Annotated in this window: 12 protein-coding genes; 6 read left to right on the top strand and 6 right to left on the bottom strand. The window is 67.4% G+C overall.

Annotated elements, in window-relative coordinates; genetic code table 11:
• Window positions 1-134 precede the first annotated feature (134 nt).
• Window positions 135-1,055: an Hsp33 family molecular chaperone HslO gene (locus AAFF32_RS18415; RefSeq protein ID WP_216963622.1), complete on the bottom strand. Its 921-nt coding sequence runs from the start codon at window positions 1,053-1,055 to the stop codon at window positions 135-137.
• Window positions 1,056-1,160: 105 nt separating this feature from the next.
• On the opposite strand from AAFF32_RS18415, the gene mtgA reads away from it, so the two are divergent.
• The 3 genes from mtgA to AAFF32_RS18400 all read left to right on the top strand — a co-directional run bounded on the left by mtgA (window position 1,161) and on the right by AAFF32_RS18400 (window position 3,466).
• Window positions 1,161-1,913: a monofunctional biosynthetic peptidoglycan transglycosylase gene (mtgA, locus tag AAFF32_RS18410; protein ID WP_342317311.1), complete on the top strand. Its 753-nt coding sequence runs from the start codon at window positions 1,161-1,163 to the stop codon at window positions 1,911-1,913.
• A 29-nt stretch (window positions 1,914-1,942) separates the two neighbouring features.
• The gene (locus tag AAFF32_RS18405; protein WP_342315970.1) at window positions 1,943-2,959 is read left to right on the top strand and encodes a glycosyltransferase family 2 protein; all 1,017 of its coding nucleotides are present in this window, start codon (window positions 1,943-1,945) and stop codon (window positions 2,957-2,959) included.
• Window positions 2,960-3,037: 78 nt separating this feature from the next.
• Complete coding sequence (locus tag AAFF32_RS18400) at window positions 3,038-3,466, top strand: CBS domain-containing protein (RefSeq protein WP_216963616.1); 429 nt, start codon at window positions 3,038-3,040, stop codon at window positions 3,464-3,466.
• Between the two features lie 9 nt (window positions 3,467-3,475).
• Here the strand turns inward: AAFF32_RS18400 and AAFF32_RS18395 are convergent, their stop codons facing one another.
• Together AAFF32_RS18395 and AAFF32_RS18390 are read right to left on the bottom strand one after the other, a co-directional pair.
• Entirely contained in the window at window positions 3,476-5,365 is a 1,890-nt protein-coding gene (locus tag AAFF32_RS18395; RefSeq protein WP_342315968.1) for an AsmA family protein, read from the bottom strand.
• A gap of 218 nt (window positions 5,366-5,583) precedes the next feature.
• On the bottom strand, window positions 5,584-6,285 hold the full coding sequence (locus tag AAFF32_RS18390; protein ID WP_216963610.1) for a hemolysin III family protein: 702 nt from the start codon (window positions 6,283-6,285) through the stop codon (window positions 5,584-5,586).
• 152 nt (window positions 6,286-6,437) lie between these two features.
• Here AAFF32_RS18390 and AAFF32_RS18385 point away from each other — a divergent pair, with 152 nt between their 5' ends.
• Complete coding sequence (locus AAFF32_RS18385; protein WP_216963607.1) at window positions 6,438-7,061, top strand: sulfotransferase family 2 domain-containing protein; 624 nt, start codon at window positions 6,438-6,440, stop codon at window positions 7,059-7,061.
• 2 nt (window positions 7,062-7,063) lie between these two features.
• On the top strand, window positions 7,064-7,696 hold the full coding sequence (locus AAFF32_RS18380) for an aspartyl/asparaginyl beta-hydroxylase domain-containing protein (RefSeq protein WP_342315967.1): 633 nt from the start codon (window positions 7,064-7,066) through the stop codon (window positions 7,694-7,696).
• Between the two features lie 345 nt (window positions 7,697-8,041).
• On the opposite strand, the gene AAFF32_RS18375 is transcribed toward AAFF32_RS18380, so the two are convergent.
• Together AAFF32_RS18375 and AAFF32_RS18370 are read right to left on the bottom strand one after the other, a co-directional pair.
• Entirely contained in the window at window positions 8,042-8,311 is a 270-nt protein-coding gene (locus AAFF32_RS18375; RefSeq protein ID WP_342315966.1) for a DUF1294 domain-containing protein, read from the bottom strand.
• Window positions 8,311-9,915 carry a peptide chain release factor 3 gene (locus AAFF32_RS18370; RefSeq protein WP_216963596.1) on the bottom strand — a complete coding sequence of 535 codons (1,605 nt, stop codon included), beginning with the start codon at window positions 9,913-9,915 and terminating at the stop codon, window positions 8,311-8,313. The genes AAFF32_RS18375 and AAFF32_RS18370 overlap by 1 nt, the downstream gene beginning before the upstream one ends.
• A 316-nt stretch (window positions 9,916-10,231) precedes the next feature.
• On the opposite strand from AAFF32_RS18370, the gene AAFF32_RS18365 reads away from it, so the two are divergent.
• Entirely contained in the window at window positions 10,232-11,314 is a 1,083-nt protein-coding gene (locus tag AAFF32_RS18365; RefSeq protein ID WP_342315965.1) for an HDOD domain-containing protein, read from the top strand.
• 394 nt (window positions 11,315-11,708) lie between these two features.
• Here the strand turns inward: AAFF32_RS18365 and AAFF32_RS18360 are convergent, their stop codons facing one another.
• Entirely contained in the window at window positions 11,709-12,626 is a 918-nt protein-coding gene (locus AAFF32_RS18360; protein WP_254200545.1) for a M23 family metallopeptidase, read from the bottom strand.
• Window positions 12,627-12,629: the final 3 nt, after the last annotated feature.

The raw sequence follows: 12,629 nt of genomic DNA, 5'->3' as shown, positions 1-12,629 counted from the left end.
ATGGCAGTCGAAGCAGGCGCGTGTTCATGGTCTTGTTACGACCGGGTAAACCCGGCGGAGTTCCCCTCTCTTGAGGACCGCGACTATAGACCGTTTATGTTTATTTAACAATTCCCCGAGTGACGTCGGAGGTGCTACTGCAGCCTTTCAGGGGCCGCCATCTCCGTTGTCGCCACGGCAAACAAGCTAGCGATTTCCTCCGCATCGAAACGGTAACTCTGTCCGCAAAACTCGCAACGGATCTGGGCGGCGCCACCGGCCGCCTCCACCGCTGCCTCCGCCTCGGCGGCCCCGAGGGAGACGAGCATCGATTCCACCCGTTCCCGGGAGCAGGAGCAGGCAAAGCGGAGCGGTTTGCGTCCCAGGACCTGGACCCCGTCCTCATGGAACAGGCGGGTCAGCAGGTCCTCCGCCGACCATTCCAGCAGTTCGCGCGTGGTGAGCGTGTCGAATAGGGCGCCCACACGCGACCAGCCGTCGTCATCCCCATGATCCGACGGAAGCTTCTGCAGCATCAGTCCCGCCACCTGCCGTTCGTCGGCGGCCAGCAGCAGGCGGGTCGGCAGCTGCTCGGACTGGCGGAAGTAATCCTCGAAGGCCTCCGTCAGCGAGTCCGATTCCAGCGCCACCAGGCCCTGGTAGCGCATGGGCTCGCGGCCGTCGATGGACGGGTTCTCGATGGTGATGGCGAGCACTGCGTCGGGACCCAGTTCGCGCAGGTCGCGCGAGACCGTTTGGGCGTGCTCGTCCACCTGTGCGATGCCGCGCAGCGTGCCGGCCGCGGTGCATTCGGCGAAGAGGGTGCGCAGCGCGCCGTGCCCTCGCAACTGCACCGAGAGGCGACCGTCGACCTTGGCGTGGCCGGTGAACAGTGCCGCGGCGGCGGCGGCTTCGCCTAGCAGCTCGGCGGCGGCCTGCGGGTACTCGGCGCGACTGCGGATCTGGTCCCAGGTGTCCTGCAGGTGCACGCGCACCCCGCGCACCCCTGCGCCTTGGATGAGAAAACGGGTCAACTGGTCGCGGTCGCCGGCGGGCGCGGTCGAGGTATCGGTCATGCGGAGGACTCGTGCGGTCTGCGCGCGTGATTGGAATAATGCGCGCGATCGTGTGAAAAGGGATGGACGAACACAAATGGGGATGGAGCAACGCCCGTGCAAGGCATGAACGTGCGCGAAGAAGACAGGCCCGACGGGTCCAAGACGGTAACGCCGCGCCGACGCCGGCGCTGGCTGCGGTGGCTGATCGCGTTGCCGTTCGCCCTGCTGCTGTTGAGCGTGGTGCAGGTGGCGACGCTGCGTTTCGTCGATCCGGCCTTCAGCGCGTTCATGCTGTCCCGTCAGCTGGAGGCATGGAGCGAAGGCGACTGGCGCTTCCGCATCGCCCACGACTGGCGTGACCTGGACGAGATCTCGTCCTACGTGCCGCTGGCGGTCGTGGCCTCGGAGGACCAGAACTTCGCCGACCACTTCGGCTTCGATCTCAAGGCCATCGAAAAGGCGCGCAAGAACAACGAACGCGGCCGCAAGGTGCGCGGCGGCAGCACGATCAGCCAGCAGACCGCCAAGAACCTGTTCCTGTGGAGCGGACGAAGCTGGGTGCGCAAGGGCATCGAGGCCTGGTACACGGTGCTGATCGAAGCGCTGTGGCCCAAGCACCGCATCATCGAGGTGTACGTCAACATCGCCGAGTTCGGAGACGGCGTGTACGGCGCGCAGGCCGCGGCCCGCACCTACTTCGGCAAGGATGCCGACCGCCTCGGGCCGGCCGAGGCCGCGCGCATGGCCGCGGTCTTGCCGAGCCCGCGCCGCTACAGCATCAGCCGGCCCGGTCCGTACGTGCAGCGGCGATCGCAGGCCATCCAGCGGCAGATGCGCTACATGGGCGGCACCGAGTACCTCCAGCGGATCGAGTAGGCGCCGCGAGACCCGGCTACCATTGCCCCATGACCTGCAACCGCCTCACCGTCGTCATCGCCGCCTTCAACGAGGCCGACAGCCTGCCGTTGCTGCATCCGCGCATCCGCGCGGTGCTCGATGCGCTCGCGCACGAGGAAGGCATCGACGGACAGGTGCTCTACATCGACGACGGAAGCACCGATGCGACCTGGCCGCTGATGCAGCAGCTCGCGGCCGCAGACCGTCGCGTCGCACTGCTGCGGCTGTCGCGCAATTTCGGCAAGGAGCTCGCCCTCACCGCCGGGCTGGACCGCGTGGAGGAAGGCGCCGCGCTGATCCTGGATGCCGACGGGCAGGACCCGCCGGAGCTCATCCCGCAGTTCATCGCGAAGTGGCGCGAAGGCTACGACGACGTCCACGGCACCCGCATGGAGCGCGAAGGCGAGGGCTGGCTCAAGCGTTCCACGGCGCACGCGTTCTACCGCTTGATCGGCCGTCTGTCGAAGACGCCGATTCCGGCCGATACCGGCGATTTCCGCCTGCTGTCGCCGCGCGCGCTGGAGGGGCTGCGTCAGCTGCGCGAACGTCATCGGTTCATGAAGGGCCTGTTCGGCTGGGTCGGCTACAACCGCATCTCCATTCCGTATCACCGCGATCCGCGCGTGGCCGGACGCAGCAAGTTCAATTTCTGGAGGCTGTGGAACCTCGCGCTGGAAGGCATCACCAGCTTCTCCACCGCGCCGCTGCGACTGGCGACGTACATGGGCCTGCTGACGGCGATGGTCGCCTTCCTCTACGGCGTGTGGATCATCGTCAAGGCGATGCTGCTCGGAGATCCCGTGGCGGGCTGGCCGACGATGATGTCGGTGATCCTGTTCCTCGGCGGCGTGCAGCTGATCGCGCTGGGCGTGATCGGCGAGTACCTGGGACGCCTGTACGACGAATCCAAGCAGCGTCCGCTCTACCTGGTGGACACCTGGCAGCCCGCACGCCCGGCGCGCCCGGCCGAGGCGCCGAACGAGGGCGATCGCGTGCAGCGCCTGCACGGATCCAGGGTGGATTGACGCTCGTCCGTCTTCGCATGCGTTGACGTCGCCCTGGAGTATGCTCGGCCGCAAGCCCCCTGGCGGAAGGAGACGGCCATGCGCACCGTGCGGCAATTGCTCGAAGCCAAAGCGCCGGAAGTGTTCGCGATCGGCCCGGACGCACCGGTGATCGACGCGATCAGGTTGATGGCCGAAAAGCACATTGGCGCCGTACTGGTGCTGGATGCAGGACGACTGGTGGGCATCCTGTCCGAGCGCGATTACGCGCGCAAGATCGTGCTGCAGGGACGCTCTTCGGCCGACACGCCCGTGCGCACCATCATGACCGGCCAGGTCATCAGCATCGGACTGGACGACACCACCGACCGCTGCATGCAGATCGTCACCGACCGCCGCATCCGCCACCTGCCGGTCGTGCACAACGGCCAGGTGCTGGGCGTGGTGTCCATCGGCGATCTGGTCAAGGCGGTGATCGAAGACCAGCAGGTCGAACTGGACCAGTTGCAGCGCTACATCGCCAGCTGAGTCAGCGGCTCATTTGGCGTAACGACCGCCGCAGCCCGAGTCCTCGCCCGGGCCCAGTTCCAGCGTCGCCAGCAGCGCGGCCGGCGGTGTGATCGTCCCCAGCGTGAGCGCGATCGCGCCGCGCAACCCCACGCCCGCCAGATCCGGATGCACCTTGGGCTGCTTGAACGTGCCGTCCACGCGCAGCGGCGTGCGGAAGGTGAGCAGGCTGCGGTCCTTCGGGCGCGGGCGGATGGTGAGATCAAGCGTTTCATCGCGCAGGTTCACCGTGCCCGAGCCGATGAGGATGGTGTCGGTCGTATCGAACGCCAGCGAGCGCGCCGTCATCAGTCCGTTGTCCACGCCGAAGTCCGCGAACGCGCAGCGCACCGGAATCTGCCGGTCGCCGCCGAGCTTGAACTTGATGATCTCCGCCAGGTCGATGCCGGCCATTTCCATCAGCAGGTTGCTGATGCGCCCCCGACCCATGCCGACGGAGATGTTGCCGTCACTGCTGCCCAGCATCGCCGCGATGGAATTGCCCGTGCCTTCGATGCCGACATCGCCGCTGATCTTGCCGATCGCGTTCTGCGCAAGTTCCACCTTGGGAAGGAGCTTGGAGAGATTGAGCCCGGCGAGCTTCGCATCGGCGCGCGTGCGGATCGTGTCGGTGCGCGCGTCCATGCGGATGCGCGAACGGATGTCGCCGTCGGCCACGCCGAAGTTCAGCGGATCCAGTTTCAAAAGCCCGCCTTCCAGCAGCAGGTGCGCGTCCATGTCGTCCAGCGGCAGGCTGGGCGCGTTGATCCGCACCGCGCGCAGGCGCACGTCGGCGTCCATCGCGCGCAGCTTGTCGAGCTCGTACGGCGTGTGCGGAAGCAGGCGCGCGCTGGCCTGTTCCTGCGCGGCCTTCGCGCTCTGCTCGGCATTGGCCGTCTCGCCGCGGCCGCTCTGCGGCGCGCCACCGACGAAGCCGGCCAGGTCGTCGAAGTCCAGGCGCTGCGAGGTGAGGTTGGCGCGCAGATAGGGACGCTTGCCGCCGGTCGTCACGCTGGCGTCGCCGTGCATGTCGCTGTCGCCGATGCGGCCGTCGAAGTCGCGGTAGTGCCACACGTTGCCTTCGCGGCTGAAACGTCCGTCGAGCGTGTACGGCGGCGTGTGCGGGATGGCCAGTCCCAGCAGCGGATACAGGTCGGCGAGGTCGCGACCGGAGAGTTTCATCTGCAGGTCGAAACCGCGCAGCCACAGAGGATCCAGCAGCGTGCCACGCGCATGCGCGTGGGTCGGGCCCGCGGAGGCGCGCACGTCGATCCGGTACGGCGCCTCGCGATCGCGCAACAGCAACGGCGAAGCGGCCGTGCCCTCCAGCACGAACTTGTTGTTCTGCCACAGCCCTCCGCCGATGACCGACACCGGCGCGGACGCATCCCGCGTGCGCGCGCCCTGGCTGCTCACGCCGATGCGGATGTCGGTGCGCTTGGGCGCGTCGAGGAACTGCAGGAAGCCACGCTGGATGTCGACGCGGCGGAACTGCACGTTGGTCTCGCTGCTCTGGTCGCCGAACACCCAGTTGCCGTCGCCACCTTTGGGGTTGGTCTCCAGCAGCAGGCGCGGACGGTCCAGGCGGATCAGCGGCAACAGCACCTGCCGGCGCAACAGCGGGCGCAGCGCGATGCCGATTTCCGCACGATCGGCCGAGGCCATCACGGGTTCGCGCGCCCACGAGGCGTTGCCGAAACGCACGCGTTCGCCCGACACCACCGGTATCCAACCCAGGTCGACGTCGAGGTTGCCGTCGATGTGGAACTCGCGGCCGGTGCGCGCCTCGACCTGGCGCTCCAGCGGGCCTTTGAACCAATTCCAGTCCCAGATGGCGATAAGAATGGCGAGCAGCGCCGCGACGATCGCCAGCGCCGTCATCACCGGATGGCGATGCGGCCATGCGCGGCCGGCGTCCGCACCGCCAGACCCCGCGTTTCGAGGACCGCGCCAGCGCATGCCGTCATCTGCACGCGACGCAGTGCGCGCGTGCCGTTGTCATGAAAGGAGATAGCAAAGCGTTCACCGCAGATCCGCCTGGATACCGCCCCACCATCGGCGGCGCGCGGTCAAGCGAAAGTGAACGCGTTGTGCGCAGTTCAGCTCGGCAGGATGCTGCCCGGCGTGACCACCTGCGCCATCACGGCGACGTAATGGCACACGCTGCCGGCCACCACGAACAGGTGCCAGATCGCGTGCGAATAGGGCAGCGATGGCCGGTGATAGAACACCGTGCCCAGCGTGTAGAACACGCCGCCGCCGAACAGCCATCCGATGGTCCAGCCGTCCAGCGCCCCCAGCAGCGGCTTGATCGCCACGATCACCAGCCAGCCCATCGCGATGTAGATGCCGGTGGAAAGCAGCTTGAAACGACCCGTGAAGAACAGCTTGAACACCACTCCGGCCAGGGCCAGCGTCCAGATCGCCGCGAACAGCCCCCAGCCCCACGGCCCGCGCAGGCCGATCAGCGTGAAGGGAGTGTAGGTGCCGGCGATCAGCAGATAGATCGCGCAGTGATCGAAGACCTTCAGCCGCGCCTTGGCGACCGGGTGCTGGATCGCGTGGTAGAGCGTGGAGGCGAGGTAGAGCAGGAGCAGGCAGATGCCGAAGACGATCGCCCCCGCCAGTTGCCAGCCATCGCCGTACAGGGCGGCCAATGTAATGAGGACGGCACCACCGGCGAGCGCGGCGGTCGCGCCCAGGCCGTGGGTCAGGGCATTGACGAATTCCTCGCGCACCGAATGCAGGTCGTGCGGCGCAACGGACGCGGAACCGTCGTGGACGGATCGGGCGGGGGGCATGGTGCGAGCATCCTAGCGCACGCTGGAGCAAATGCTCGGGATCGCTGGCCGAGACAAAGGCGAGGCTGTGACGCCGGCCTCAGGACGCGCCCGCCAGCCTCTATGATGCGGGCACTGCCTTGCCCGTCCGCCCCATCCCGAACCCGGCCCCGATGATCATTTCGCACCAGCACCGCTTCGTCTTCGCCGCCATTCCCAAGACCGGCACGCATTCGGTGCGCCAGGCATTGCGCGAACACCTCAGCGAGGAGGACCTGGAGCAGGTCGGCCTGTTCGTGAACAAGCGGTTTCCGTTCGAGGAGCTGGCAGCCATCAAGCACGGCCACATCACGCTGGCCCAGATACGCCCGTTCCTCGGCGAGGAACCCTTCGCCTCGTATTTCAAGTTCGCGTTCGTGCGCAATCCCTTCGACCGCTTCGTCTCCTACTGCGCGTTCATGACGCGCGCCGACGGGGCGTTCCTGAAGAACCCGCAGCAGGTGATGCGTTACATCCTGTTCCAGGCGCGTCCGATGCAGCACATCCTGTTCCAGCCGCAGCACACGTTCGTCACCGACGAGGATGGCACGATGCTGGCCGATCACGTCGGGCGCGTGGAAGACATGCAGGCGTCCTACGACGCGATCTGCGAGCGGCTGGGCCTGCCGTCCGCGACGCTGGGGCAGGTCAACAGTTCGCGCCGCGGCGGTTACCGGGACTACTATGACCAGGCGCTGATCGACGGCGTCGCCGAGCTCTACCGGCGCGACCTGGAACTGTTCGGATACGAGTTCTGACCATGACCGCCACCGCCGCCTTTTCGTCTGCCGACGTCCAGCCGAACCCGCGCAAGACCACTTCGGTGCGCCGGCTCGGCCATGTCGACATCGCGCGTCTGCGCGAGGCGGTGCTCGCCATTCCCGAAGCGACCTGGGACGCGGAGAACGCCGACAAGCCCAACCGTTTCGAAGCGCTGGACCGTACGCGCCACATCGTGTTCCGCTTCGTCAGCGATTTCCAGGATTGGCGCAAGCATTACGAGCGCCCGCTGTGGGCGTCATGGCGCGAATTGCTCGAACCGGTGTTGGCGCAGGCCGTCGCGCCTTACGGTTATGCGCGCGGCGAATTCCCGCGCGTGATGCTCGCGCGCATGGCGCCGGGAGGCGTGATCAAGCCGCACCGGGATGCGAATCCCGCGGCGAAGTGGCCGCACAAGATCCATGTGCCGCTGCTCACCAACGAGAAGGTGGTGTTCTTCATCGACGGCACCGGCTATCACTTCATCGAAGGCGAAGCGGTGGAGGTCAGCAACATGGCCGTGCACGCGGTGGAAAACAACGGCGACGCCGATCGCATCCACCTGATCTTCGAGTACTTCGACGCCGATCAGCCGACGCCGCCGTGGGTGGGGAAGTTGCCGGCGCGGAAGTGATCGGGCGAGTGCGGGGCCGGACTGGCCGTGGTCGGTCCTCGCAAAGATGGACGACTCTCTCAACCCGTCATCCCGGTGTAGGCCGGGACCCAGGCTCGTTGCGCATGGCGCAGCGCGCGGGCACTTCCCATCGGGCAATCCATCTCACGTCATTCCCGCGAAAGCGGGGTCTTTGGGGTCGCCGTAGGGCGGCACTCTCCAGGGACTTTCCGCGCTTGCCCCGTTGCCTCGTGAGCAACTGCAGAAAAATGGATTCCAGCTTTCGCTGGAATGACGTGATGTGTCGGAGGACGTGCAGCCTGGGTCCCGGCCTACGCCGGGATGACGGAGTTACTGATCTGCGATCTACGGATTGCGCGTGAACAGCACCAGCATCACCACCACCTGCGCCGTGACGATCAGCATCATCGCCCGTCGGAACGACGGCTTGGCCGTCTTGTGCCGGAACAGCCCCATCGCGAACAACGCGCCCGGCGAGCCGCCGAGCAGCGCCAGCGCGAGCAGCCAGCGTTCCGGAACACGCCGGCGCTTGCCGCCGGCGATCGCCTTGTCATAGCCGTACACCAGCACGGTGGCGAGGTTGAGCACCAGCCACCACACCAGCCATGCGGGCATCAGTCGAACGCCGCCGCGTGCGCGTGCTCGCGCGTGGCGAGGAACTTCACGTCCGGGGCGCGCTCCTGCGCCAGCTGCAGGTTCACGCGGGTCGGCGCGAGGTAGACCAGCTCACCGGCGGCGTCGACCGCGAGGTTCATCGCGTTCTTGTCGCGGAACTCTTCGAGCTTCTTCTCGTTGTCGCAGCGGATCCAGCGCGCCGTGGCGACGCTGACCTGCTCGAAGCTCGCGTCCACGCCGTACTCGTCCTTCAGTCGGTAGGCGACCACGTCGAACTGCAGCACGCCCACCGCACCCAGGATCAGGTCGTTGCTCATCAGCGGACGGAAGAACTGCGTGGCGCCTTCCTCCGACAACTGCGCCAGGCCCTTCTGCAACTGCTTCAGCTTGAGGGGATCGCGCAGGCGCGCACGGCGGAAGAGCTCCGGTGCGAAGTTCGGAATGCCGGTGAAGCTCAGCGCCTCGCCCTCGGTGAAGCTGTCGCCGATGGAGATCGTGCCGTGGTTGTGGATGCCGATGACATCGCCCGGCCACGCGCTCTCGGCGATCTCGCGGTCGCTCGCCATGAAGGTCAGCGCGTTGGCGAGCTTCACTTCCTTGCCGCTGCGCACGTGGAAGGCCTTCATGCCGGCGCTGAACTGGCCCGAGCACACGCGCATGAACGCCACGCGGTCGCGATGCTGCGGGTCCATGTTGGCCTGGATCTTGAAGACGAAGCCGGTGAGCTTGGGCTCGTACGACGCCACTTCGCGCGAGGTGGTCGCGCGCGGGCGCGGCGAGGGTGCGTGCTCGACGAAGAAGTCCAGCAGCAGCTGCACGCCGAAATTGTTCACGGCCGAACCGAAGAACACCGGCGTCTGCTCGCCCGACAGGTATTTGGCGACATCGAACGGGTGCGAGGCGCCTTCCACCAGCTCCAGTTCTTCGCGCAGCTCCTGCAGCATCTGCGCGCCGATGCGCGCTTCAAGCGCCGGGTCGTCGATGGACGCGAAGATGGTCGAGTCCTGGCGCGTGAAGTTGCGGCCTTGTTCGTACAGGTGCACCTCGCCGGTGACCAGGTGGACCACGCCCTTCAGGCGCTGGCCCATGCCGATCGGCCAGGTGATCGGCGCGCACTGGATGCCCAGCACGCTCTCCACCTCGTCGAGCAGGTCGATCGGGTTCTTGCCCTCGCGATCGAGCTTGTTGATGAAGGTCATGATCGGCGTGTCGCGCAGGCGGCACACCTCCATCAGCTTGATCGTGCGTTCTTCCACGCCCTTGGCCACGTCGATGACCATGAGCGCGGAGTCCACCGCGGTGAGCACGCGGTAGGTGTCCTCGCCGAAGTCGGCGTGGCCGGGCGTGTCGAGGAGGTTGACGATGCGCCCCTCGTAGGGGAACTGCATCACCGAGCTGGTCACCGAGATGCCGCGCTCCTTTTCCAGCGCCATCCAGTCGGACGTCGCATGGCGCGCGGCCTTGCGGCCCTTGACCGAGCCGGCCATCTGGATCGCACCGCCGAACAGCAGCAGCTTTTCGGTGAGCGTGGTCTTGCCCGCGTCGGGGTGCGAAATGATCGCGAACGTGCGGCGGCGGGCGGCTTCGAGGGAAACGTCGGACATGGAAACGGCGGGCGCGGACGGGCCGGACGGCGGTCCGCGCATCGGAAGTCGGGAAGGGCGGGAAGTATACGGGCTGGCGGCGGTTCCCTTGCCCGGCGTGGAGGGCAAGGCCGGGGGACTAAGCCGCACCGGCTCGGGAGCCGGACGGTGGCGGTACCGCCTTCATGCCGTCCTGCGGGTCTCCGGGTTCGCCAGGGGCGGGGCGGGCAAAGTGTGCGCTACCTCTCATTTCCGTATTTGCCCATTCAGCCGACCCTAAAGCTCGGCCCCACTGCGCCGCTACCCGTCTTGGATATCCGTAATGCCGGGGGTTGCAGTGCGCATCGTGATCGTGGGTGAGGACGCCGGCCGCGCCGGCGAATTCGAGGAATCGCTGAGCTATTTCGATCTGGGCTGGGACGTGCAGTGGCTGGCCGAACCGGACGCCGCGCTGTCGTCGGGCGAGCCGATCGACGTGTTCCTGTGCGGATTGCGCCTGGGCGCCGTGCCGGGCCCGGTGCTGCTGAGCCAGGTCGCCGCGCTGCATCCGCAGGCGGTGCGCATCCTGCTGCTGGACCCGGAAGAGGACAGCGGCTCGATGCAGGGCCTGGACTGCGCCCACCGGCTGCTGTCGCGCCCGCTCGACGCGGGCGAGCTGATCGAGGCCGTGGACAGCGTGGCCGAGCTGCGCCAGGTGCTGGGCAGCGAGGAACTGAAGCAGGCCGTAGGTCGGGTCGGCTCGCTGCCGCCGCCGCCGCGCCTGTACCTGGAACTGAGCCGCCTGCTGCGCGATCCGGATGCGAGTAACGCGGCGATTGCGCAGATGCTTTCGCAAGATCCGGCGATCGTCGCCAAGGTGCTGCGCCTGTGCAATTCGGCGTACTTCTCCGGCGGTCGCGAGATCACCGACATCCGCGCCGCGGTCACGCGCCTGGGCCACCAGACGCTGCTGCGCCTGGTGCTGGCGAGCGAAGCGTTCGGACCGACGCAACTGGCGGGCAAGGAGCGCGAGGCGATCCAGGACCGTGCGCTGCGCACCTCGCGACTGGCGCGTCGCCTGCTGGCCGGGCCGAGTGCGGAACTCGCCGCCACGGCGGGCCTGCTGGCGGAAGTGGGCAAGCTGTTGCCGGGCGTGTCCGACGGATCGGAAGGTTCGACCGGCCCGCATTACGCGGAAGCCGGTGCCTACCTGCTGGGCCTGTGGGGCCTGCCGATGCCGATCGTCGAAGGCGTGGCGTTCCAGCACCGCCCGGGCCGCCTGAAGGCCAGCGGTTTCTGGGTCGCCGGCGCGGTGCACGTGGCCTCGACGCTGGTCGCCGGGAGGCCGGTGGACGAGGGCTATCTGCGCAACGTCAACGTGATCGATCGTTTGCCGCAGTGGCGCGACATGGTGGAGCCGGCGGCGGCGCAGGCGGCCTGATCGCCCAAGAGTCCTGTCATCCCGTCGAAGGTCGGGATCCAGGCCTGTAGCGTGCGGGCACTCCGATGGCGGTGAACGCTGTCACCGTCATCTCGGTGAAGGCCGGGATCCGGGCCCGTAACGCGCGGGCACTCCGACGGCGGTGAGCCCTGTCACCGTCATCCCAGCGAAAGCTGGGATCCATGTTGACTTGGCTTTGGCCCGCCTCCCAAAGAAGGAGCAATAGCCAAGCTTCCGATCGGCTGCGAGCAAATTCAAACGGATTCCAGCTTTCGCTGGAATGACGCGATGTGTGTGTGCGCGTGACAGCCTGGATTCCGGTCTTCGCCGGATGACGGTTCTGTGCGTGGTCTGCTTAGGCGACAAGTCGCTTCGCCGGTATCACCGCCCGCCTTCAACCCCCCGATATCCGCAACGGCCCCTGCGGTCCGATCATGCGGAACGGGATCGACTCCAGCTTCATCCCGCGGTTCACCTGCACGGCGAAATGCAGGTGCGGGCCGGTGGTGAAACCGGTGTTGCCCGACAGGCCGATCTGCTGGCCGGCGCGCACGCGCTGGCCCACGCGCACCAGTGCGCCTTCGGATTTCAGGTGCGCGTACAGCGTCATCGTGCCGTCCTCGTGGAGGATGCGCACGAAGTTCGCGCGGCCGCCGTAGCGTTCCAGGTTGAGCCCGGCCTTGTCGAAATCCGATTCCACCTGCATCACCACGCCCTCGCGCGCGGCCAGCACGGGCGTGCCGATGTCGGCGGCGAAATCCACCGCATAGCGGTTCTGCTCGTCGCGGTGGCTGAAATGCCCGCCGTAGCCCTGGTCGATGCGGAACTGCGCCTGCTGCAGCGGCAGCAAGTAGTCGACGTCGCGCGGGCGCGCGGACGGGTCGCCGGGCAGGCTGTCCATCTGCAGCTCGAAATCGAACCCGCGGTCCGGATCGGCCGAACTGAGCACCGCCACCAGCGCGCTGCTTCTGGCCGCCACCGTCGCCCGCGCGGGCAGCACCGGGCTGCCGATCACGTTGTCGCTGCGGCTGAAATCCAGTTGCACCTGCACCGGGCCGGAGAGCCGGTTGTCGGCGAACGCGAGGAAACGCTCGCCGTCGTTCTCGATGCGCAGCTGCGCGATCGCGCTGGGTTCGCCTTCGACCGGGATCGTCCTCACCTGCGACGGCGGCGCGTTGGGAACGTGGTCGCCGTAGTGCGTGACGCCGCTGCGGTCGGTCCAGCGGTAGATCTTCGCCGCGCCCGCGCCGAAGGCCATCAGCAGCGCGGCGCCGCCGATGATCCAGACCGCCTGGCGGGACGCGCGCCTCATCGC

It is taken from the genome of Lysobacter sp. FW306-1B-D06B (assembly GCF_038446665.1).
Taxonomy (GTDB): Bacteria; Pseudomonadota; Gammaproteobacteria; order Xanthomonadales; family Xanthomonadaceae; genus Lysobacter_J.
This window is presented reverse-complemented; position numbering and strand designations above follow the sequence as displayed.

Coding starts and splice junctions, on each gene's coding strand:
- mtgA (WP_342317311.1), top strand. CDS start 1,161: ATGAACGTGCGCGAAGAAGACAGGCCCGACGGGTCCAAGACGGTAACG.
- AAFF32_RS18390 (WP_216963610.1), bottom strand. CDS start 6,285: ATGCCCCCCGCCCGATCCGTCCACGACGGTTCCGCGTCCGTTGCGCCG.
- AAFF32_RS18400 (WP_216963616.1), top strand. CDS start 3,038: ATGCGCACCGTGCGGCAATTGCTCGAAGCCAAAGCGCCGGAAGTGTTC.
- AAFF32_RS18360 (WP_254200545.1), bottom strand. CDS start 12,626: ATGAGGCGCGCGTCCCGCCAGGCGGTCTGGATCATCGGCGGCGCCGCG.
- AAFF32_RS18415 (WP_216963622.1), bottom strand. CDS start 1,055: ATGACCGATACCTCGACCGCGCCCGCCGGCGACCGCGACCAGTTGACC.
- AAFF32_RS18375 (WP_342315966.1), bottom strand. CDS start 8,311: ATGCCCGCATGGCTGGTGTGGTGGCTGGTGCTCAACCTCGCCACCGTG.
- AAFF32_RS18370 (WP_216963596.1), bottom strand. CDS start 9,915: ATGTCCGACGTTTCCCTCGAAGCCGCCCGCCGCCGCACGTTCGCGATC.
- AAFF32_RS18405 (WP_342315970.1), top strand. CDS start 1,943: ATGACCTGCAACCGCCTCACCGTCGTCATCGCCGCCTTCAACGAGGCC.
- AAFF32_RS18385 (WP_216963607.1), top strand. CDS start 6,438: ATGATCATTTCGCACCAGCACCGCTTCGTCTTCGCCGCCATTCCCAAG.
- AAFF32_RS18380 (WP_342315967.1), top strand. CDS start 7,064: ATGACCGCCACCGCCGCCTTTTCGTCTGCCGACGTCCAGCCGAACCCG.
- AAFF32_RS18395 (WP_342315968.1), bottom strand. CDS start 5,365: ATGACGGCGCTGGCGATCGTCGCGGCGCTGCTCGCCATTCTTATCGCC.